The sequence below is a fragment of the Bordetella tumulicola genome (assembly GCF_965138755.1).
GTDB classification, from domain to species: Bacteria; Pseudomonadota; Gammaproteobacteria; order Burkholderiales; family Burkholderiaceae_B; genus Bordetella_A; species Bordetella_A tumulicola.
The window spans coordinates 615,364-635,683 of sequence record NZ_CBCSFP010000002.1 but is presented as its reverse complement, the minus strand read 5'-3'; the positions used below and the strand labels follow the sequence as shown (position 1 = coordinate 635,683).

General features: G+C 58.5%; 21 protein-coding genes and 1 pseudogene. 9 read left to right on the top strand and 13 right to left on the bottom strand.

Annotated features, from left to right (window positions below):
- Positions 1-3: 3 nt before the first annotated feature.
- Positions 4-798, top strand: a complete 795-nt coding sequence (locus ACNAZS_RS08660; protein ID WP_415788230.1) for an SDR family NAD(P)-dependent oxidoreductase — start codon at positions 4-6, stop codon at positions 796-798.
- A gap of 118 nt (positions 799-916) precedes the next feature.
- Here the strand turns inward: ACNAZS_RS08660 and ycaC are convergent, their stop codons facing one another.
- The 5 genes from ycaC to ACNAZS_RS08635 form a co-directional block, all read right to left on the bottom strand.
- The gene (gene ycaC, locus ACNAZS_RS08655) at positions 917-1,537 is read right to left on the bottom strand and encodes an isochorismate family cysteine hydrolase YcaC (RefSeq protein ID WP_415788228.1); all 621 of its coding nucleotides are present in this window, start codon (positions 1,535-1,537) and stop codon (positions 917-919) included.
- 101 nt (positions 1,538-1,638) lie between these two features.
- Positions 1,639-2,508: a pirin family protein gene (locus tag ACNAZS_RS08650; RefSeq protein ID WP_415788226.1), complete on the bottom strand. Its 870-nt coding sequence runs from the start codon at positions 2,506-2,508 to the stop codon at positions 1,639-1,641.
- Positions 2,509-2,745: 237 nt separating this feature from the next.
- On the bottom strand, positions 2,746-3,201 hold the full coding sequence (locus ACNAZS_RS08645) for a carboxymuconolactone decarboxylase family protein (protein ID WP_415788224.1): 456 nt from the start codon (positions 3,199-3,201) through the stop codon (positions 2,746-2,748).
- On the bottom strand, positions 3,194-4,606 hold the full coding sequence (locus ACNAZS_RS08640) for a lyase family protein (RefSeq protein ID WP_415788222.1): 1,413 nt from the start codon (positions 4,604-4,606) through the stop codon (positions 3,194-3,196). Before ACNAZS_RS08640 ends, ACNAZS_RS08645 begins: the two co-directional genes overlap by 8 nt.
- Positions 4,603-5,598, bottom strand: coding sequence for a Bug family tripartite tricarboxylate transporter substrate binding protein (locus tag ACNAZS_RS08635; RefSeq protein ID WP_415788220.1), 996 nt, complete (start codon positions 5,596-5,598; stop codon positions 4,603-4,605). The genes ACNAZS_RS08640 and ACNAZS_RS08635 overlap by 4 nt, the downstream gene beginning before the upstream one ends.
- Before the next feature lie 116 nt (positions 5,599-5,714).
- Between ACNAZS_RS08635 and ACNAZS_RS08630 the strand changes: the two genes are divergently transcribed.
- On the top strand, positions 5,715-6,611 hold the full coding sequence (locus ACNAZS_RS08630) for a LysR family transcriptional regulator (protein ID WP_415788218.1): 897 nt from the start codon (positions 5,715-5,717) through the stop codon (positions 6,609-6,611).
- A gap of 164 nt (positions 6,612-6,775) precedes the next feature.
- On the top strand, positions 6,776-6,859 hold the full coding sequence (locus ACNAZS_RS26740) for a small membrane protein YohP (protein WP_453889830.1): 84 nt from the start codon (positions 6,776-6,778) through the stop codon (positions 6,857-6,859).
- On the opposite strand, the gene ACNAZS_RS08625 is transcribed toward ACNAZS_RS26740, so the two are convergent.
- Complete coding sequence (locus tag ACNAZS_RS08625; protein ID WP_415788216.1) at positions 6,831-7,322, bottom strand: low affinity iron permease family protein; 492 nt, start codon at positions 7,320-7,322, stop codon at positions 6,831-6,833. The genes ACNAZS_RS26740 and ACNAZS_RS08625 overlap by 29 nt on opposite strands.
- A 275-nt stretch (positions 7,323-7,597) precedes the next feature.
- On the opposite strand from ACNAZS_RS08625, the gene ACNAZS_RS08620 reads away from it, so the two are divergent.
- Both ACNAZS_RS08620 and ACNAZS_RS08615 read left to right on the top strand, forming a co-directional pair.
- Positions 7,598-7,987 carry a phage holin family protein gene (locus ACNAZS_RS08620; RefSeq protein WP_415788214.1) on the top strand — a complete coding sequence of 130 codons (390 nt, stop codon included), beginning with the start codon at positions 7,598-7,600 and terminating at the stop codon, positions 7,985-7,987.
- Entirely contained in the window at positions 7,971-8,396 is a 426-nt protein-coding gene (locus ACNAZS_RS08615) for a hypothetical protein (RefSeq protein ID WP_415788212.1), read from the top strand. The genes ACNAZS_RS08620 and ACNAZS_RS08615 overlap by 17 nt, the downstream gene beginning before the upstream one ends.
- A gap of 85 nt (positions 8,397-8,481) precedes the next feature.
- On the opposite strand, the gene ACNAZS_RS08610 is transcribed toward ACNAZS_RS08615, so the two are convergent.
- Positions 8,482-9,450, bottom strand: coding sequence for a Bug family tripartite tricarboxylate transporter substrate binding protein (locus ACNAZS_RS08610; protein ID WP_415788210.1), 969 nt, complete (start codon positions 9,448-9,450; stop codon positions 8,482-8,484).
- A gap of 90 nt (positions 9,451-9,540) precedes the next feature.
- On the opposite strand from ACNAZS_RS08610, the gene ACNAZS_RS08605 reads away from it, so the two are divergent.
- Positions 9,541-10,365 carry a TauD/TfdA dioxygenase family protein gene (locus tag ACNAZS_RS08605; RefSeq protein ID WP_415788208.1) on the top strand — a complete coding sequence of 275 codons (825 nt, stop codon included), beginning with the start codon at positions 9,541-9,543 and terminating at the stop codon, positions 10,363-10,365.
- Positions 10,366-10,408: 43 nt separating this feature from the next.
- Here ACNAZS_RS08605 and ACNAZS_RS08600 read toward each other — a convergent pair whose 3' ends face one another.
- Entirely contained in the window at positions 10,409-11,074 is a 666-nt protein-coding gene (locus tag ACNAZS_RS08600; RefSeq protein ID WP_415788206.1) for an anti-virulence regulator CigR family protein, read from the bottom strand.
- 170 nt (positions 11,075-11,244) lie between these two features.
- Between ACNAZS_RS08600 and ACNAZS_RS08595 the strand changes: the two genes are divergently transcribed.
- Positions 11,245-12,225 carry a ketopantoate reductase family protein gene (locus ACNAZS_RS08595; protein WP_415788204.1) on the top strand — a complete coding sequence of 327 codons (981 nt, stop codon included), beginning with the start codon at positions 11,245-11,247 and terminating at the stop codon, positions 12,223-12,225.
- Positions 12,226-12,291: 66 nt separating this feature from the next.
- On the opposite strand, the gene ACNAZS_RS08590 is transcribed toward ACNAZS_RS08595, so the two are convergent.
- On the bottom strand, positions 12,292-13,254 hold the full coding sequence (locus ACNAZS_RS08590) for a Bug family tripartite tricarboxylate transporter substrate binding protein (protein WP_415788202.1): 963 nt from the start codon (positions 13,252-13,254) through the stop codon (positions 12,292-12,294).
- A gap of 113 nt (positions 13,255-13,367) precedes the next feature.
- On the bottom strand, positions 13,368-14,087 hold the full coding sequence (locus ACNAZS_RS08585; RefSeq protein ID WP_415788200.1) for a PIG-L deacetylase family protein: 720 nt from the start codon (positions 14,085-14,087) through the stop codon (positions 13,368-13,370).
- A 101-nt stretch (positions 14,088-14,188) separates the two neighbouring features.
- Between ACNAZS_RS08585 and ACNAZS_RS08580 the strand changes: the two genes are divergently transcribed.
- Complete coding sequence (locus ACNAZS_RS08580) at positions 14,189-14,893, top strand: IclR family transcriptional regulator (RefSeq protein ID WP_415788198.1); 705 nt, start codon at positions 14,189-14,191, stop codon at positions 14,891-14,893.
- Between the two features lie 86 nt (positions 14,894-14,979).
- On the opposite strand, the gene ggt is transcribed toward ACNAZS_RS08580, so the two are convergent.
- Both ggt and ACNAZS_RS08570 read right to left on the bottom strand, forming a co-directional pair.
- Positions 14,980-16,581 carry a gamma-glutamyltransferase gene (gene ggt / locus ACNAZS_RS08575; RefSeq protein WP_415788196.1) on the bottom strand — a complete coding sequence of 534 codons (1,602 nt, stop codon included), beginning with the start codon at positions 16,579-16,581 and terminating at the stop codon, positions 14,980-14,982.
- 78 nt (positions 16,582-16,659) lie between these two features.
- Positions 16,660-17,796 (bottom strand): Bug family tripartite tricarboxylate transporter substrate binding protein, encoded by a 1,137-nt coding sequence (locus ACNAZS_RS08570; protein WP_415788194.1) that lies wholly within the window; start codon positions 17,794-17,796, stop codon positions 16,660-16,662.
- Positions 17,797-17,876: 80 nt separating this feature from the next.
- On the opposite strand from ACNAZS_RS08570, the pseudogene ACNAZS_RS08565 reads away from it, so the two are divergent.
- Positions 17,877-18,695, top strand: a pseudogene (locus ACNAZS_RS08565) (LysR family transcriptional regulator); the annotation flags it as partial.
- Between the two features lie 90 nt (positions 18,696-18,785).
- Here ACNAZS_RS08565 and ACNAZS_RS08560 read toward each other — a convergent pair.
- Positions 18,786-20,276: an amidase gene (locus ACNAZS_RS08560; RefSeq protein WP_415788192.1), complete on the bottom strand. Its 1,491-nt coding sequence runs from the start codon at positions 20,274-20,276 to the stop codon at positions 18,786-18,788.
- Positions 20,277-20,320: the final 44 nt, after the last annotated feature.

Sequence of the window (20,320 nt, the reverse complement as noted above, 5' to 3'; positions counted from 1 at the left end):
CGGATGGGAAATCGCTTAACTTCCAAGGTCGCCATGGTGATGGGAGCCGGCTCTGGCGAAGCCGGCTGGAGCAACGGTAAAGCCGCCGCCACTTTATATTCACGCGAAGGGGCAGTCGTCTATGCCGTAGACATAAACCTGAACGCCGCGCAGGCCACGCGCGATCTCATTCTGAAAGAGGGCGGCACATGTGTCGCACTACAGGCCGATGTGACCTCATCCACAGACTTGAAGAAAGTCGTAGAGCAAATCACCCAAGATCATGGCAAGATTGATTTGCTGCACAACAACGTTGGCATCACCGAAATGGGCGATGTCGTCCAGGCCTCGGAGGAGAGCTGGCGGCGTGTCCTGGACACCAATCTGACAGGCGTATTCCTTACCTGCAAGCATGTCATTCCGGTGATGCTATCCCAAGGACGCGGCGCGATCGTAAACGTTTCTTCTTTAGCCTCGATCCAGGTCAACCGCTATCCCTACCCGTCCTATTCAGCGGCCAAGGCAGGACTGAATCAACTCACGCGCGCAATGGCTGTGCAATATGCCAAGGACGGTATTCGAGTCAACGCCGTCCTGCCGGGGGTGATGGACACGCCCTTGATATATCGACAGATATCCGGCCAATTCGAGGATATAGAGGAAATGCGCCGCCAGCGCCATGCCGCATCTCCAATGGGGAAGATGGGTGACGCCTGGGACGTCGCTCATGCGGCGTTATTCCTGGCGTCGGACGAGGCAAAATACATTACCGGTGTTTGCCTTCCGGTGGATGGAGGGAAAAGCTGCGCTGGGCGCTGAATCGCGACGCTTGACCAATGGCGCACCCAGTTCCAGTTTCTGGAAAAATCGCGAAAGAACGCCAGGAAAAACCCCAAAAGGTGGGATCGGTGCCTACCTTTTGGGGTTCAGAGGCGGTTCAGGATGTGAACTTGGTGTGACTATTGATCAAGTTCCGATAATCCGGAATATGGTTGGAGAACAACGTACCCAGGCCTTCGATGTCATTACGCCAGTCACGATGCAGTTCGCAAGCCAGGCCGAACCATGTCATCAATTGCGCGCCGGCCGACGACATACGATCCCATGCCGAATGGCGTGTGATCTCGTTAAAAGTACCCGAAGCATCAGTCACCACGAATACGTCGTACCCGGCCTCGATGGCTGCCAGCGCCGGGAACGCCACGCAAACTTCGGTCACGACGCCTGCGATGATCAACTGCTTTCTGCCGGTGGCTTTTACTGCTTTAACAAAATCCTCGTTATCCCAGGCATTGATCTGGCCGGGGCGGGCGATATAAGGCGCATCGGGAAACGCTTCTTTCAACTCTGGCACCAGCGGACCATTAGGACCATCCTCGAAGCTGGTGGTCAGTATGGTCGGCAACTCGAAATATTTCGCCAGATCAGCCATAGCCAGCACATTATTTTTAAACTTATCGGGATCGATATCGCGAACCAGGGAAAGCAAGCCCGTTTGGTGATCGACCAGCAACACAGCAGCTTGGGCTTTATCTAGACGTTTGTAAGGAGTGGTCATTTTGGTCTTCCTTAATGTGTCAGTGGACGAGTGCTGGATTCGCACTCATGCATGTTGCCCGCAAGCTCGTACTTAACGGGTTAAAGCAACTGCAGGCTCACTCATGCCGCCGTCATCTGTCCGAAGCGGCCGCTATTGAAGTCGGCTATCGCCTGGCTGATTTCGTCTTGGCTATTCATGACAAATGGGCCGTGGCCAACAATGGGTTCATCAATAGGCTCCCCACTTAAAAGCAACAAGACTGCATCGTTATTCGCTTCAATGGACAAATGACTACCGGCCTTATCCAGCACTACCATTTGTGCCTCACGAGCCACGGTGTCGCCATTGACCAGCACCGTTCCGTGCAACACAACCAGTGCCGTATTCCAACCATCAGGCACATCCAGCTCGCTGATACCTCCCTGATTCAGACGCATGTCCCAGACGTGCATGGGTGAGAAAGTTGTTGCGGGGCCTGCTGTACCAGCATATTGCCCGGCGATCACTCGAACCGTCCCGGCGGCATCTGGCAGAGGGATGGCAGGTATGTCACGATCAACAATTGCCTGGTAACTCGGTGCGGCCATCTTGTCCTTGGCTGGCAGGTTTACCCATAGTTGCACCATCTCAAGGGTGCCGCCATCGCGCATGAAGGCCTCAGAATGGAATTCTTCATGAAGAATTCCCGCACCGGCCGTCATCCATTGCACGTCGCCCGGACCAATCGTGCCGCCCTGATCCGTCGAGTCGCGGTGAGCGACCGCGCCCTTGTAAACAATAGTGACCGTTTCAAACCCGCGATGCGGATGCTGTCCGACACCGCGTTTCCGGGTGGTGGGCGTGAACTCAGCGGGCCCCGCGTAATCGAGCAACAAAAAAGGGCTGAGCTGCTTTGCGAGGGTTTGGTACGAAAAGAGACTGCGCACGGGGAAACCGTCCCCTACCCAATGAGGGCGGGGAGCGCTATAGACACCAAGAACTTTCTTCATTGCCATCTCCTTGTCTTTTGAATGCCGCCCGACCGCAGCCAGTGTTTGAGCGCTAACCCCAACAAAGCTACCTCTATATCTTATTCGGTCTCGACCTGGCATTGAAAGGAGAATGACTGTCAAATTCCTGAAACCGGAACGACATGTGAACGGAGCGGAACCGACAGACCCCACCCCTTGACCGAAACCCCACGGGGGCAGCGCCGATCGCTCCAATCAACTGATCAACGACCCGCTTTACGCGACCGGGCGACCCGTCCAGAAATCCACTTTGGGTGGGCTGCGGTCCAGTGTCTCCAGGACTTTCAGCACGATCGCCATGCCGGTGTTGCCGGCCGGCACGCCAGCATAGACGGCGGTCTGCAACAGCACTTCGCGGATCGTATCCAGATCGAGTGCCGCCGCGTCAGGAGAGTCAACCGGTGCCTGCAAACCAGTACGGATATGTAGTTCGAATTCTTCCCAGCGACCCATCGACGCGGTGATGGCCAGCACCATGATGCGGCGTGTACGGGGATCGAGCCCTGGCCGGCTCCAGATGCTGTCCCACGCATAGCATGTGATCATGCGCTGGAATTCCACGTTCAGAACGTTGGCGTTGCCGACCGAGCGGTCCACCCACGCATCGCCCAAAAGCTTGCGTCGGTTTGCCAGACCACGCTCTAGCGCGTCGGTGGGAAGGGAATCAGACATGGTGAGGCTCCAAATTGCAAGAAGAGGATACGGCGGCATCAAGCGTACGCAATAGTTCTCGGCAACACGCGGCCGAGGCGCGTACGGCGTGCTGTGGATCGGTGGCCGCTGCCAAGGCCTGTGCTGCAGCGCGTGCCTGTTCGGTCCCGTGAGTGATTTCGACCCATTGCTGTAATAGGGCCGACAGCGGCTGACGTTGCGCCAGGGCTTGCGGCGCCAGTTGTTCGATGGCTTGCTGCGCCGCTTCGCGACCCGCAATAGGGGTCAGCGCATCAGAGCAGGCTTCCGAGAAAATGACCTCGTACAGCGCGTCGATATGCGACTGCATGCGTGCAGCATCGACGTGCAGGCCTTCGGCGGCCCGACGCATCGCGGCGGCGGCACCATGCACGCGGCGCCATAGCGGCGCCCAGGACGACAGCTCGGCGTGCCATTCGCCCATGGCCCGTTCGTGCGCCTGCGTCATGGCGTCTAGCAGCGATGCCGCTAACCCGGGGACCGGCTGAGTCTGGGCGATGACCTGCATGCAATGCACGGAGTTGCGTTTATGAGGCATAGCGCTGGACGTCCTGCCGCGCGGTGTCTCAGCTAATTCGCCCACTTCGAACTGAGACATCAGCGACCAATCGCGCGCCAGTTTGGATAGACTGCCCGCGCACACGGAAGCTTCCAGCGCCAGCCTCGTCCAGGCATCGCGCTGCGTATGCCAGCTTTGTCCGCAGGACCACAGTCCCAACTCGGCGGCCAGGACAAGTTCCACTTGGACGGCGCGATGAGCCATCGCGGCGCGGTTGCCCACAGCGCCTCCCAATTGCACGCACAGAGCGTGTGGCGCCAACGTACGCAGTTGGTCAACACTGCGCTGCAAGGCGGCGGCGGACTGTGCGCATTTGAAACCGAAACTAGTGAGCTGAGCGGGCTGTAGCAAGCTGCGTGCCATCATTGGCGTGGCCGCATGGGTATGGGCGAGCGTGCGCAAAGCGGTGACCAGCCCCTGCAGTTCATCCAGAACGGCAAGCAGTGCGGTCTTGGTCAGCAAGGCATGAGCCGTGTCAACGGCATCCTGGGTGGTAGTGCCCCAATGCAAGTACGGCAACGCATCGGGATCGTGGCGGGCCAGCATGCCACGAATGGGGTCAACCAGCCCGATGCCAAATGCGCCCGTGCGGCGCGCCCGCTCGATGAAATCAGCGCTGTCCAACTCGAGGTTTGCGCATGCCCGGGCAATAGCCGCCGCCGCCGATGCAGGCACCAGGCCCGCGGCCGCCTGGGCACTGGCCAGCCCGACCTCAAAGCGCAGCAGTGCTTGCAGCCATTGCCGGTCCGAAAAAAGTTCGGTATCGCCGGCCGGATTGAGGCACTGTTCAATCAAGGAGACTGCCATCCCGGGCGTGCCCGCGCTCATACCGATGCGCCGGAAACGGTTATTACGTGACCCCACTTGCGGCTTTCTTCCTGGATCCGGCGGGCGTATTCGACGCTATTGCCCAGCATGGGCTCGGCCCCCTCCACCGCCAGCCTAGACTGAAATTCGGGGGTGGCGGCAACCTCGAGTATCTTTGCCTCAAGCTGCTGCACCACCTCTGCGGACGCGGCTTTGGGCGCCAGGATGCCGTAAGTCAGCGTGCTTTCGAAATCGGCCAGTGCCGTCACGCCTGATTCGATCATGGTGGGAACATCAGGCATCAGATTCGCCCGCTTGGCGCTGGTCACGGCCAGGGCACGCAGTTTGCCGGACTTAACCAGCGCCATGGCGGCGGGGATGACGCTGAAACTGAAATCGACCAGCCCGCCAGCGACGTCCGCCAGCGCGGGCGCGGTACCCTTGTAGGGCACGTGCACGGCCTGTGCACCCAGGGTCTGCAAGAACATCTCGCCAGTCAGGTGACCGCCGGTACCCGTACCGCTGGATGCGTAATCCATGTCTGAGCCCTTGGTACCCAAGGCATCGACCAACTGCGCAACATTTTTGATGGGCGATTCAGCCGGCACCACCAGCAGCAGGGCCGAGGACGCGAACATGGCGACCGGCCGCAAGTCAGTCGAAGCATTAAACTTCAAGTCCTTGTAAAGCACCGGGTTGATGGACACCGTACCGGTATGGCCCAACAAAAAGGTATTGCTTTGCGGTGAGGCCCGCACCACCTGCTCAGAGCCCAGGTTGCCACCGGCCCCGGGCTTGTTTTCTACGATCACGTCCAGCTTGAACATTTGGCTCAGACCGTGCGCCAACTGGCGGGCCAACACATCGTTACCCCCTCCCGGGGCGAATGGCACAATGATGCGGACAGCACTGGTGCGTTGTGCCCAGGCGGGCGCCATCGATATGGCGGTCAGCCCAAGTACAGCAGCCAGCGCATGGCGACGGGAAGGCGAACGCGGGGCGAAGCGACTCATTGGATTTCCTTGTTCTGCATACGGGGCCGGTCGGGCCCGAATAGAATATTGTCGTCCGACACTGCCGTGGCAATACAGTATGCGCCGCTATCATCAAATGAAAGAAAATACAGGCAATGGATATCCGCTACTTAAATCACTTTCTGAAAGTGGTCGCCACCGGCTCGATGTCGGAAGCCGCACGACAGCTGGGCCTCAGCCCTGCCGCCGTGGCCCAGCAGATGCGCGCGCTCGAGCGCGAACTGGATGTTTCCCTACTGGTGCGCCAGGGTCGTAGCGTCCAGCCTACTGCGGCCGGACAACGGCTAGTGGAACGAGGCCACACTCTCGTGCAAGACGCCGACGCGCTGCGCGACTGGGTTGTCACTGACGAAGACGAAGGTGAGTTACGACTGGGCACAGTCAACACGGCACTGCACGGTTTCCTGCCCGACGTCCTGCAAGCCTTCACCACCCTGCATCCTAGAGTGCGCATCGCCCTTCGTATCGGCATCACACCGACGCTGTACAGTGCTCTGGTGCAGTCGGAGCTCGATGCGGCTCTGTGCCTGAAGCTATCGTTCGACCTGCCCAAGACCGTAAGCTGGACACCGCTGCGCCAAGAGCCACTGGTGGTCCTGGCGCGAGCGTGCGATGCCCAGCGCGATCCTCTCGAACTGTTGCGCAACGAGCCCCTGGTGCGCTACGACAGGCAGTTGGCGGGCGGCAGCCTGGCGCAACATTACCTACAGGCCCAAGGCATACGGCCGCACGAGCGGATCGAGCTCAATTCCATCATGGCTATTGCCTTGCTGGTCGAACGGGGCCTGGGCGTCGGATTAGTGCCAGATATTGGCCAGGGGTTAGCTGGTGAACACCTGTGCAAGCTTGCGGTTCCGCCCGTGTCATGTCCAGACGGCGAATTGGCGCCGCCGCGCGAGCTGGGGCTGTTATGGCGCAATCAATCGCAACGAGGACGCTGGGTGAGCACGTTGCTGCGGTGTGCACAGGACGCGGCACTCACACAGCCATAGCGCCGACTGGTGACAGATTTCCACGTTGGTAGTCCTGAAAAAGACAGCTCGGTGCTGCCACCCAGGGAGTATGCTGTCGATACTGGTGTGTCCGGCGGGATTAGGCTTGGGCACGGTACGTGCGTCGTATTGGCAGTGCTATCCATCGCTGAAAGGACCGACGAATGAAAATCATCCTTTGGATCATCGCTATTATTTTCATTGTGGGCTTGCTGACCATCACTGGGGTGCTGAAGCTGATTTTCTAGAACCACGCACTTGTCGGCGGTTGCGTCGTGCCAGCTTGCGCGCGCGCGCAGTACAAGCGGCAGCCAGCGCCCTCAGTTTGTCTTCATCGAGGTCTTCAGCGTCCACGAATGCCTCGTCGGCGTCCTTCAGTGCAATAAGCAGTTCGTCCAGCTTCAGGTGTAGAGCACGGCCGTCCTTGTTCTGGCTTTGCTGGATCAAAAAAACCATCAGAAAGGTGATAATCGTCGTGCCAGTGTTGATGACGAGTTGCCAAGTCTCCGAATATCCAAAGGCCGGCCCAGCGGCGGCCCAGATCAGTACTGCCAGCAGCGCCGATCCGAATGCCACGGACGACCCGACCCATTTAGCGACATTCGCGGCAGAATGATCGAAAAAGCGCGACACCGCATTCGAGCGAGGGGCTGGTGGGGAAGCCGCTTCGGTCTTTGTTTTGAGTGTCCTGATTTTTCTGTTTGTCGGCATGGTTGCCCTTGGAATCGAGACGCAGACGATTTAGCAAGTCCTGTACCCGGTGAGGTGACGCGGTGCCACCAATACCGTAGTCGAAGGCGTCGTCAGACCTACGGGCCGTCCCTCAATCGGTATGCCTACAGGTCGGCGGGCGGAATGTAGCGTGCGCAGCGGCAGGTACGCCGCCTCGAACGGCCCGCTCTTGCAGATCTATCCTCTCCACAGAAGCGCAGGCGGACTGGCATGCTATTTGCTGCATCAGATGTGGCAACGCCTAAGGAGACGCCATGATTTCAGAACGATTTCGCCGATTGCGCCACATCGCAAAATTTGCCGCGGAACGCCCAGGAGACTACCTGGAACTGGTCAGCATCGAATTGTCGCTCTATCGGGCGGCTCTGCTTTCTACACTAATCAGCGGCGTCAGCGTAGTGTTTTGCGGACTGGGAACACTGAGCTTTGTATCGGTGGCCACGATCGTCAGTTTCTGGGATACCGACTCCCGCACGCTGGCCGCCTGGTTGGTGGCGGCTGCTTGGCTGGTGATCACGTTGATTTCGCTGGCCATCGCCAGTCGCAACGCGCCAAAAGATTCGCCTTTTTCCGAACTTAGCCGCCAGGTGCGGCTAGATATCGCCACTGCCCGGAGTCATTATGCCGATGACCACGCAAGCTGACCGACAGGCCCTCCTGGTAAAAATGGAGCATGATCGGCAGGAACTGGTCCGCTCTTTCATCCGCACCGCGCCCGGCGGCGGATCCAGCGCAGCGTGGGTCAAGACGACAGCGTTAGCAGCCGGCGCAGCGTTGGGATGGCCCCCCTTTCTGAAACAGCCTCTGCGGGCGATGACGGCCGTGGCATTGCGCGATCGCTTCGCTGACTTGCTGAGCCGCCGCCATACCCGAAGAGTCAGCGATGCTTCGCGCGACGCCGATATCGCGGAGCTGACCAAGTTGACATCGCACTTGCGCGCCTCGGCGGCGACTGCTGCCGATCCACAGCGAATCGAACAACTGCGCAGTCAGGTCGATGAACACGTACGCCGCCTACGCGCATCCCGCAACGACTCGCCCCCTGCAGAGTGAGGCGCACGAGGCTGAAGCAAAACGACAGGCAATGCCGGGCCGCGCTGTGCGCGGGACCACGGCTCTAGCACACAGACCGCCTGAATCACTCCACCTGCGCGCCCGAGGCCTTTACCGCATCCGCCCAACGCGCGAGCGCTCCGTCGACCTGCTTGCCAAACTCCTCGGGTGTCGTGATATAGGTGTCCGCACCCAGCGCCGCAAATTTCTTCTGAATCTCGGGCGTCTCCAGCAGTGCGCGAATATCGCGATTCATGAGCTGAATTTTGTCGGCGCTGACGCCAGACGCAACGAACAAACCGAACCAGGGATTCACGTCAAACGATGGATAGCCCTGCTCCGCAATGGTCGGAATGTCAGGGGCATTCGGTGATCGCTTTGCACTAGTCACGACCAGCGGCACCAGGGTGTTCGAATCGATATGACTCTTGACCGACGGCAGACTGGTAAAGACCACGTCTATCTCACCGCCCAGCAAATCCTTGATCGCGGGTGCCGCCCCTCGATACGGTACATGCACCATTTTGATATCGGCGGCGGAATTAAACATCTCGCCGAGCAAATGATTAACCGACCCATTACCCGCCGATCCATAAGTCACGCGTGCTTGTTTAGAGGCTTTCACCAAGTCAGATAAGTTCTTGATGCCGGTCTTGGGATTGGTCACTGCGACGAACGGCAAGGTGGCCAGAGTGGCAACGGGCGCAAAGTCGTCTTTGACCTCGAACGGCAAATTTTTGTACAGCGCAGGATTGATCGCGTGCGAACCCTCATAGCTCATCAGCAGGGTGTAGCCGTCATTACCGGCGTTGGCCACGTATTCCATGCCGATGTTGCCACCCGCGCCGGCTCGGTTTTCCACGACCACGGGTTGCTTCCATTTCTCTCCCAACGCCTGCCCAATGATCCGCGCCAACGAATCCGACGCGCCGCCAGGGGCTTGTGGCACGACCAGACTCACAGGCTTTTGAGGAAAGGCCTCGGCGGCCATGGCCGACCCTAGGACACAGGTGGTAGCAAGGATCGAACCTACCATTTTGGGGATAATTCGCATATTGTCTCCGTATGTTTTATCGTTGTACGTACCAATCATACACAGACATGGCACCCGGTCGGAACTGGGCACGCCAAACGCGGAGACACTATGGAAACCCGGAGAATCGCCGGCGCATTAGGCGCGGAGATCAGCGGCATCGATTTGCGCAACAAACTGGACGCCTCGCAGGCGTCGGCCGTGCGTCAGGCATTGCTTGATCATCAAGTTATTTTTCTGCGGGATCAGGATCTGACTCAACAGCAGTTCCTGGACTTCGCACACGCCATGGGAACGCCTATCGAGTATCCCTTTGTCAGTGGACTGGAGGGATACCCTCAAATTATCGAAGTGAAAAAGCTGGAAAACGAGCGCTCGAATTTCGGCGGAATCTGGCATTCCGACACCACATACCTGGAAGAACCTCCCATGGGGTCCATGCTGCTGGCGCGAGAGATTCCTCCCTACGGCGGTGACACGCTGTTCGCCAATCAATACCTGGCGTACGAGGCCTTGTCCGACACCATGAAGCGACTACTGGATGGTTTGCTCGGCATCAGTACGTCGGCCAAGGCCGACGTGTCACGCACTCGCGAAGACCGCATCAAGTCCGACGGCAAAATGGACGCGCCTCAAAACCACACTGCCGAGCATCCCATCGTGCGTACCCACCCCGAAACGGGCCGCAAGGCTTTGTATGTGAACGTCGCACACACCGCAGGCATTAAAGGTATGAGCGACCAGGAAAGCGCGTCGCTCCTGTCATTCCTGTTCGAGCATCAAGTCAAACCAGAATTCACCTGCCGATTCGCCTGGTCACCCAACGCTATCGCATTCTGGGACAATCGCTGCGCCATGCATAACCCGATCAATGACTATCACGGATTTCGCCGCGTCATGCACCGCATCACGCTAAAGGGCGACCGGCCAAGCTGAGGATATCGCGACCGCTTGGCCGGTCGGCGGCAGAACCGCCTAATCAATCAAACACGTCGTAAAGAATATCGGCGATCACGGCGGTACCTACAGCGATCAGGATCAGGTCCGTACCAGCGACATGCCATTCGTAACCCGGGTAACTTGGTAGGCGACCCATGAACGAACCCGGGACTGTTTTCTTGGCAATACCCGGAGGCAAAGGCTTGCCCCTAGCCAGGTTCTTTCGAATACCGGGTGGCAAGTCAGAGTAGCCACCCAGCCCGTAATCCAGCGCATACTCGCGTGCCAGAGCGGCGGTGATACCCGCGTACACGAGATCGTTGAACGAATCATCACCACGCAAATGGCCTTGACGGTCTCGATGATCATCAAAATAGTCGTAATACCGGCCTTGATCGTCGTAACGACGATCGGCGTTCTTACCCCCGCCTTGACTCGCCTGGGAGCCGCCACTCTGATTACCGGCGTTCGACTTTCCGGAGCTGGAATTTCCTTTGCCGGAGTTTCCGTTGCCCGAGTTTCCGTTACCGGAATTTCCCTTGCCAGAATTACCCTTGTCCGATGCATGCGAGTTGCCATTGCCACCCTTGCCGGAATTCCCTGCGCTGTTACCCTGCCCCTTACCCTCGGGCGGCGCCGCCTGAGCGGTAAAGGCCAGCGCACAGCTGGCAATGAGAGAAGCGATCAGCGCTATTTTCGGTTTCATTGTCAGTATCCTTTTGTCAACCGGACGGCCAAGCATACTGTGCGACCTATTTCAAAACCCAGCCAACCTGTATCGATTTGTACAAACATTAGCGGTATTTACAATGGACGATCGACGTACCCGCGACCGAGGAGAAATCTCGACCGGGCGGGCTTCGGACTGGGGGCGACATGAAGATCTGCGTATTTGGCGCTGGTGCAGTTGGCAGCAATGTGGCGGTGCGATTAGCTGATGCGGGTGTTGGTCAAATCAGTGTTGTCGCGCGCGGGGCTCACCTCGCCGCCATTCGTTCACATGGACTGTCGTTGCGTCATGCTGACGGTGAGCAGTGGCACGCACATTTCGATCATGCCACCGACGACCCTGCTACCCTGCCGCCCCAAGACATCATATTGGTCGCGCTAAAGGCCGCGAGCTTGCCAGCTCAGGCCGACGCTTTGAGGCGTCTGTTGGCGCCTGATGGCGTGGTGGCCTTTCTATCCAACGGTATCCCCTGGTGGTGGAACTATGGACGGCAACAGGGCTCAGACGCATTGCCATTACTCGATCCCGAAGGCGCGCTCTGGAATCGCCTCGGTCCCGAGCGCGCGATAGGGACCGTCATCTATTCGGCCAACGAAGTCGAAACCCCCGGACATGTTTTGCACCGAGGCGTTAATCGCTACGTCTTCGGCGAACCAGACGGACGCTTGCCAGGACGCGCGGGGCAGCTTGCGGAGCTATTCAGCAGAGCAGGCCTGGGAGGAGAAACAACCGACGACATACGCTACGAGATATGGCGCAAGCTGTTGCGCAATGCGATTGGAAGCCCATTTTGCGCATTGACGAGACTGGGTTCGGCCCACTGTGCACAGATACCCGGCCTACCCGACATTCAGCGCGCACTGGCGCTTGAGATGGCCAACATTGCACGCGCGCTAGGATCACCGATCACCGACGAGGACGCCCTCCGGGCGGCCGAGACGCAATTGGCGTCGAATGGACGGCCGTCCATGCTGCAAGATGTGCTGCTAGGCAGGCGAATCGAGGCTGAAGCGTTGCTGGGCCAACCGCAACGCTTCGCTCAAGAGCTCGGTATTGCCACACCGTACCTGGATACGGTGGTGGCGCTCTTGCGAGGCTTGGACCGGGCACTGGCGCTGGACGCTTGAGTGATTAACGTCTAGATGGAGGCCGGCCTGGCCTCCTATCCACTCGAACGGCCAACGCTATCCGACTCAATCAATTTGAATGTCGGCTTCCTCAATCAGCTTGGTCCACTTCGCGGTATCTTTACGCACGAGATCGGCAAGCTCTTGCGGACTGCTCGAGACAAACTCGACACCCTGCGGATCAAACTTCTTGTTGAGTTCCGGATCCTTCAACGTGTCGACCACGGCTTGGTTGAGTTTTTCCACGATCTCCGCAGGCGTGCCGGCCTTGGCAAACAAGCCATACCAAGTGGTGTACTCCATGCCCGGCAATGTCTCGGTAATCACGGGCAATGTAGACGTATAGCTCCCGGAGCTCGGCGCACTCATCGCCAGCGCGGTCACTGTGCCCTGATCAATCATCGGCTTCAAGGACGGCATGCTGCTAAACAACGCGTGAACCTGTCCTGCGGCCAGGTCCGTGATCACCTGCGACGTCCCACGATACGGCACGTGCACGACATCGACCTTCGCCTGACTCTTGAACAACTCCATGCCCAAGTGCGCAACACCGCCTACCCCTGCGGAGCCGAAGTTAACCTTGCCCGGATGGGCCTTGGCATAATCAATCAGCTCCTGCGTCGTCTTCACGGGCAGCTTGGCGGACGTCACCAAGACGTGCGGGCTTTTCGTCAGCAAGCTGATCGGCGCCAACAACGCCAAGACATCCTTGTCTTGCATCACCTTGGACGGGACCGTCATGTTGCCCGACGCGGGCATCAACAAGGTATAGCCATCGGCGTCCTGGCCCAAGACCTGGTTCAGCGCGGGTACACCATGCCCGCCGCCCAAGTTGACCACCACCACGGTCTGCCCCAGCTTCTGGCCCAGCAACGTGGCGAACTCACGCCCTACCAAATCCGCCGGCCCGCCCGCCGCAAAGGGGATCACCATCCGAATCGGGCGCTCGGGATACTCGGCCAAGGCCTGGCCCAAAGGCAACATTCCCAATATGAGTGCAGCCGCACCCAAAATTTTCTTCTTCATCATGCTCCTCCTGAGTTTCATTGCTGTAGATTTTTTGAGGTAAAACGCTGCCCGTCCCGACGTTGCGCATGCTCCTCACGCGTGGGGGCTGGCATTGCACGTCATCGGGATGATGTTCACTCTACGAAGGCGGACACCACGGCAGGGAAAATGCTCTGATAGGCTTCGCCATACAGCGTGCCTGTACTCTTGGCGCGCCGCCCTGCTTGCGCACCACGCTGCAAGGCCACACGCTCGTAATACGCCCACAGGTTGCGCTGTGTCGGCATCGCTTGCATGGCCTGCCATTTCTGATCCCACACCGAGGTGATTTCCAGCAGCAGATTTGGCTTGAAACCACACAGCTCGGATTGGTGCGGCTCAAAGCACAGAATCTGTGGCGGCACGACATGGTCGGCCCCGTGCCCGGGCGCCATCGCGTGCATACGGGCGCGCAACACCATTTCATAAGTCCGGCAATGATCCAGATTAGAGGGATCATGCTCCGGATGGGTCAGCACCGCCGCGGGCGTTGTCGCACGCATGGCTCGGGAAATACGCGATATGGCCTCGGGCGAATCAGGTAAGGGATAGTCGCCCAAATCATAGAAGTCCAGCGAGGCTACGCCGAGGATCTTGGCGGCTGCCTCGGCCTCGGCACGCCGCAATTGCTTGACTGTATCGCGCGCCACCGGCTCGGATCCTTGCCAAGCCGCATTCGACTCGCCGTTTTCGCCATAACTCAGGCAAATCAAATGGACAGGAACGCCACGCTGCGCATGCAGCGCCATAGCGCCGCCACAGCGCCAGACAAAATCGCCGACATGCGCGGTCACCACCAATAGGGAGCTCGACATTCCTGTCTCCTTGATCTTTTTGAATGATGCCACCATTGTATTTTCGTACAACTGCGCTGTACTCTATACAACAGACTAGGATATACAAGGGAAATTAGCTGATGAGCAACGATGGCGTTACCGCGGTAGAACGCGCATTAAGTGTGCTGGACTGCTTCAAACCTGGAGCTGAACATCTTTCGCTAGCGGACTTTGCCACTCGGTTGAGCCTGCACAAAACCACGATCTTTCGGTTATTGAATTCGCTGGTCCGCTGCGGCTATGTCGTTCGCGAGATCGACGGCCGCTACAGCCTGGGGCCGCGCGTGCTGTACTTGGCGCGGGTCTACGAGCGCGGCTTTGACCTCGACGCCGTCGTGATGCCCATACTGGAACGCCTGTCCGAGGAAACCGGCGAAAGCGCAGCGTATTACGTAGAGTCCGGGCAGCCCGGTCACCGCCTGTGCTTATTTCGTCATCAACCCCATCAGGGGCTACACAGTCAGGTCTTGGCCGGCACCGTGATGCCGCCGGACCTCTCGTCGACGGGACGCGTGTTTGCCATGTGGGCCCAAGGCAAATGCTCGAGTGACGAACGGCTGCCACTCTCTTCTCGCGGGGCGCGAGATCCCTATACGTCTTCGTGGTCGACACCCGTCATTGGTGACGATGATCGCTTCGTCGGGGCGCTGACTATCGCGGGACCTACGGCTCGCCTGGATCACGTGGACAAAGCCCGCTTCGAGAGCTTGGTCCAGGGCTACGCGCACGAGCTATCCAAACGCTTGGGCGCCTCTGCCGAGATACGAGACGCACTGTATAAGTGAAATGCGAGCTGATGATGCCGTCAGCTACAAAAGCACCAAGCGACTAGCGCCTGCGACGCACCGGCGCTGCGCTCGGTGCGCGCGCATCACAATCCCACTGCGTAGCCATCTTTGCGATGGTCGGATGCCGCAAGATAACCCTCTTCGAGTCGCATCGCCATTTGAGCACTGCCGAACTCTAGGTCAAATCGCGGCGCCACATGGACGTCATGACCGAGCATACGCAATTGTGTCACCACATCGGGCGGTGTGTTCCACTCGACAGCAACGCCCATATTGTCGTCCTTGACGCGCCAGCGAGGCGCGTCGCTGGCCGCTTGAGGGTTTTGCCCAAAATCGGCTAGACGGCTGACCATTTGAAGATGGCCTTGTGCCTGCATCGACCCACCCATCAGACCGAAGCTCATCAGCGGCGTGCCATCTTTCATGACAAAGCCGGGAATGATCGTGTGAAAAGGACGTTTTCCAGGAGCAACCACATTGGGATGGCCGGCACGCGTGCTGAAGCCCCAACCACGATTTTGCAACGCGATACCAGTACCCGGCACGACCACACCCGACCCGAACCCCTTGAAGTTGGATTGAATGAAAGAAACCATCATGCCCTGCTTGTCGGCGGCTGTCAGATAAACGGTGCCACCGCTATGTGGCGAGCCATGACGTGCAGTACTGGCACGATGGGGATCGATGTGTTTGGCGCGCTCTGCCAGATAACCAGGATCGAGCAATTGCTCGCTCGTGACTGCCATGTGGTCCGGGTCACCAACATGCTCGCTCATATCAGCAAACGCGAGTTTCATCGCCTCGATTTGCAGGTGCAAGGTTTGAGCGGTATCCAGGCCACTGGCACGCAGGTCGAATGCATTGAGCATACCCAACGCCATCAGCGCGCCGATGCCTTGCCCATTGGGACCAATCTCGTAAAGCTCATGACCCCGATACTTCATGCTGATGGGGGCGACCCAATCCGCCGTGTGCGACGCCAGATCTTGCTCTGTCATCAGCCCACCCGTGTTGCGTGCATGCGTGGCAATAGCAGCGGCCAGCTCTCCCCGATAAAAGCTCTCACCCTTCGATTGCGCAATCAGTTCCAACGTTTTGGCCTGGCCAGGATAAGTGAACCGCTCTCCCGGGCGTGGCGCACGTCCGCCCGGTGCGAATGCTTCGGCAAAGCCGGGCTGCCCTTGCAGCTTGGCAATCTGCTTCTGCCATTGGCGATGCACGGTCGGTGATACAAGATAGCCATCGCGTGCATAACGAATAGCGGGCTCAAATAAGTCCTCGAACGGCAGGGTGCCAAATTTTTCCCAGATCGCACGCCAACCCGATACGGTACCCGGCACCGTCACACTGCCCCATCCAATGGAATCCATTTCGGCCTTGTCCGCAAACCGCGCGGTTTCCCACGCGGCAGGCGCTCGCCCTGACGCATTCAGACCGTGTAATGCCTTTCCATCCCAAACGATGGCAAACATATCGCCGCCGATGCCATTCATACATGGCTCGACCACGGTAAGCGCAATGGCAGTCGCCAACGCGGCATCGACGGCATTTCCGCCGCGCGCGAGCATTTGCAGACCCGCGGCACTCGCCAAAGGTTGCGACGTACTGACGACATTGTCGGCCAGGACGGGCATACGTTGTGAGGGATAGGGAAACTGCCAGAATGAATCGTCGGTGATGGGCATAAGATGACTGGGCGAAAGGAGGATACTGGCGACAGAGAGGTCACCAGTATCGTGACCCGCGATGCGGGAGAGATTGATTTACTTCGCGACGGCGATGTTCAAGCTTTTGACTTTCTTGTTCCAGAATGACTGCTGCTCCAAGATAAACCCAGGCAACGCCTCGCGATCAATTTTGCTAATCAGAAAGCCTTGGGCAGCGATCGCTTTACGGAAACCTTCGTCGGCTTGCGCTTTAGCCAAAGCGGCATAGATCACGTCGATGCGTGCGCTCGGCGTCCCTTTGGGCGCCATCAACGCAAAAAGGTTTTCGGCTTGCAGGCCGGACACGCCCAACTCTTCCATGGTGGGCACCTCCGGAATCACTCCCAGACGCGTGGCCGAGGCGACGCCCAGCACATTGACACGGCCTGCCTCGATATGCGGCAATGAGCTGGTGACGCTGTCGAACATGAAGGCCGACGACCCTGTGATCACTTCCGGCAAAGCCTGGCTACTCCCCTTGTAGGGGATCTGCAGCGCATCCACACCCGCTTGCTCCTTGAATATCTCGGCCTCGAGGTTGGATAAAGTGCCGGCGCCCATCGAGGCATAATTGTATTTCCCCGGCGCGGCCTTCAGATAACTAACCAGGCCAGCAAAATCCTTCACGCCGATTTTGGTTGGTACAACCAAAATATGAGGTGCGCTGGCAATACCGCCGATAGCTTCAAAGTCCTGGTCCAGTGATACCGGCTGCTTGCCATTGACTCCCTCATAGACCGCATTGGACATCACCGACGAGATATAGAGCGTATACCCGTCGGGTTCTGCGCGGGCACCGGCCTGCATTCCAATATAGCCACCCGCGCCTGGGCGGTTCAAGACAACTACTGATTGACCGAGCGTAGCGCCCATGTATTGGCTGAGTTCACGCGCCAGTACATCGGTTGCCCCACCAGCGGGAAACGACAGAATGAGCTGAATAGCGCGCTGTGGAAACTCCGCCGCCTGGACAGGCGCGGTAAACCAACCGCTAACGGCGAATAGCCCGAGAATGCTCAACACACGAGCCGCCTTGCGCATGATTGACAAGGAAACACGCGCATAAGCGAAGGATCGGCTAGCAACATACCCTCTCAAGCCGACGTATTGATTGACCATTTTTTTCCCCTGATCGTTGATTGATGACTGTGCGAGCCGACGGTTGACCCGTCTTGTCCGGCTCGACCAATCCATTCTAAGAATTGCTATTTCTGCAATCAAGCCAAATAATTAGCATGGTAATTGCCTAAATTAGAATTCATCGGGATGCTCTCTTGCTAAGTACCGCTCATCGCTATTTTCTGGAAGTCGTGCGCACCGGCAGTATCAAGGAGGCGGCCTTGCGGCTGCACGTCGCGCCGTCGGCAATCAGTCGCCAGATTGCAAAGCTGGAAGACAATACGGGTGCACTGCTTTTCCATCGGCGTCCGCATGGCATGGTGCTGACGCGGCCAGGTGAGCTGTTGGCGGATCACACCCGGCGCATGTCACTGGAGTCGGAGCGAGTATTACGCGATATCCACAGCCTCGGCGAACGAGGCGCCACAACTATCCGTATCGGCTCGAACGAGGCGGTAGCACGCAACCTTTTGCCCAAGGCCATTTGCTTGTACCGGGATCATCATGCGGATGTGGCATTTCAGGTGCAGGTGGCGTCTCCACTCGTGATCGCTCAACGATTGCGGGACAAGATCATCGACATTGGCATCGCTTTCAATCTGGCCGCTCATGAAGGTATTGATGTTCGATACGAACGAGCCTCTCCGGTGCGAGCAATCATGGCCCCCCATCATCCGCTCTCGTCCCGCAAACGACTGTCGCTCGCCACGCTAAAGGGGCATCCCATCGCACTGACCGACTCGGGCACCACGGTGCGTTTATTGTTCGATTCGTGGCAAGCAGCGGATGACGAATCCGCCTTTGACGTCGCGTTTTCGAGCAATTCATCGTCCATGATCCGCAGCATTGTTGAAGCCGGACACGCCGTCACGCTTGCCGGCGCGATTACGCTCAACGATGCGCTGGCCGCTGGCTCACTGGTGGCCATCCCTATCGCCGATGCCGCGTTTGGCACACGTACCTTGCAAGTACAGACGGCGACCGATGCGCGATTGTCGGCGCTATCGGAGGCATTCCTGCCCGTTCTCATTGCCGAACTGGAACGCCGCCAGGCTGCAGCTTAACTATTGATGCTGCGGTGGCGCGGTCACTATCGACGTCAGCGCCGGATCAGCGGGCTTGAGCGCCGCGAGATTCGGACGTGGTCGGCGCAGCGTATCAATACGCGCAAAGGCCTGCTCCATCGCATACGACGCGCCCAGCACCTCGCGATCGCCACGGAACGGCCCAATGATCTGCAGACCAAACGGCATTCCACTGCCATCCAGACCACAAGGCAATGACAAAGCGGGATGCGTGGTCAGCGTCACCACATACGTCAGCGCAAGCCAACGATAGTAGTTCTCCTGTTTCTCGCCATTGATCGTATCCGCGTACAGCGTTGTCCACGGGAATGGCGATACCGGCGTCGTCGGTGACAAGATCAAATCGTAGTCGGCATAGATCTCTTGGAAGCGCTTCAAGATGCATGTCTGCTCGGCCTGCGCCCAGGCGCTGTCTTGCAGGCTCATGACAACACCCATCTCGTAGTTGGCACGCGTATTCGGGCCAAGACTATCGGGGTTCTTTTCGTAAGCCTCGCGCATGCCTGCCACAAATGCCTCGGCACGCAATACATCAAAGCATCGATGCACTTCGCCTAGATCCACGTCAATGGGATCGCAGGCCGCAAACAAATGCTTCATCGCCGCGATTTTTTCACGGAAACTAGCGCGCATACCGTTATCCACAGCGCACGCACCAAAGTCTTCGGTGTACGCCACACGCAGTGAACCTAGATCGACAGACTCGGGACGCAAAAACGACAACGGGTCCAGAGGATAGCTCAGGGGGTCTCCCGCATCCATTCCTGCCGTGGCCGCCATTTGTAGGCAAGCATCCTCCACTGTGCGACCCATTGGCCCTACCACCGAAATCGAGGTCCAACCCAATAATTTACGCACACTGGGCACCACGCCGGGCGATGGACGAAAACCCACCACACCGCATTTAGCGGCGGGAATGCGTAATGACCCTCCCGTGTCAGAACCCGTGCACACGGGCAACATGTCGCAGGCCAAAGCAGCGGCAGATCCACCCGAGGAGCCGCCAGCATTCAAATTCGGATTAAACGGATTCCCCGTCGCGCCCCACACCGCATTGCGCGAGTTCGCCCCGGCGCCCATCTCGGGCACGTTCGTCTTGCCCGTCACAATCGCGCCCGCACGACGCAGCCGCGCGACCAACTCGACGTCCTCTTCTGGAACGTGATCCCGATAAATCGGCGAACCAAACGTAGTCAGTAAGCCGGCCGTCGGCTCTAGATCTTTCACGCCCATCGGCAGACCATGCAGTAAACCTAGTTTATCCCCCGCCATCACCGCCCGCTCCGCCGCACGCGCTTCTGCGCGAGCGCGTTCATAGGCTTTGGCTGTCACCGCGTTCACATAAGGGTTCACCGCTTCGATACGGGCGATACACGCCTCCAGCAACTCCACAGGGGAAAGCTGCCGTGCGCCTATCATCCGCCGCAACGTCACCGCGGAAAGAGAAACCAGAGAGTCATCCAGCGCCATGGTGGGAATACCTCGATCGGACGTGAGTCAATGTGGTGAATCAG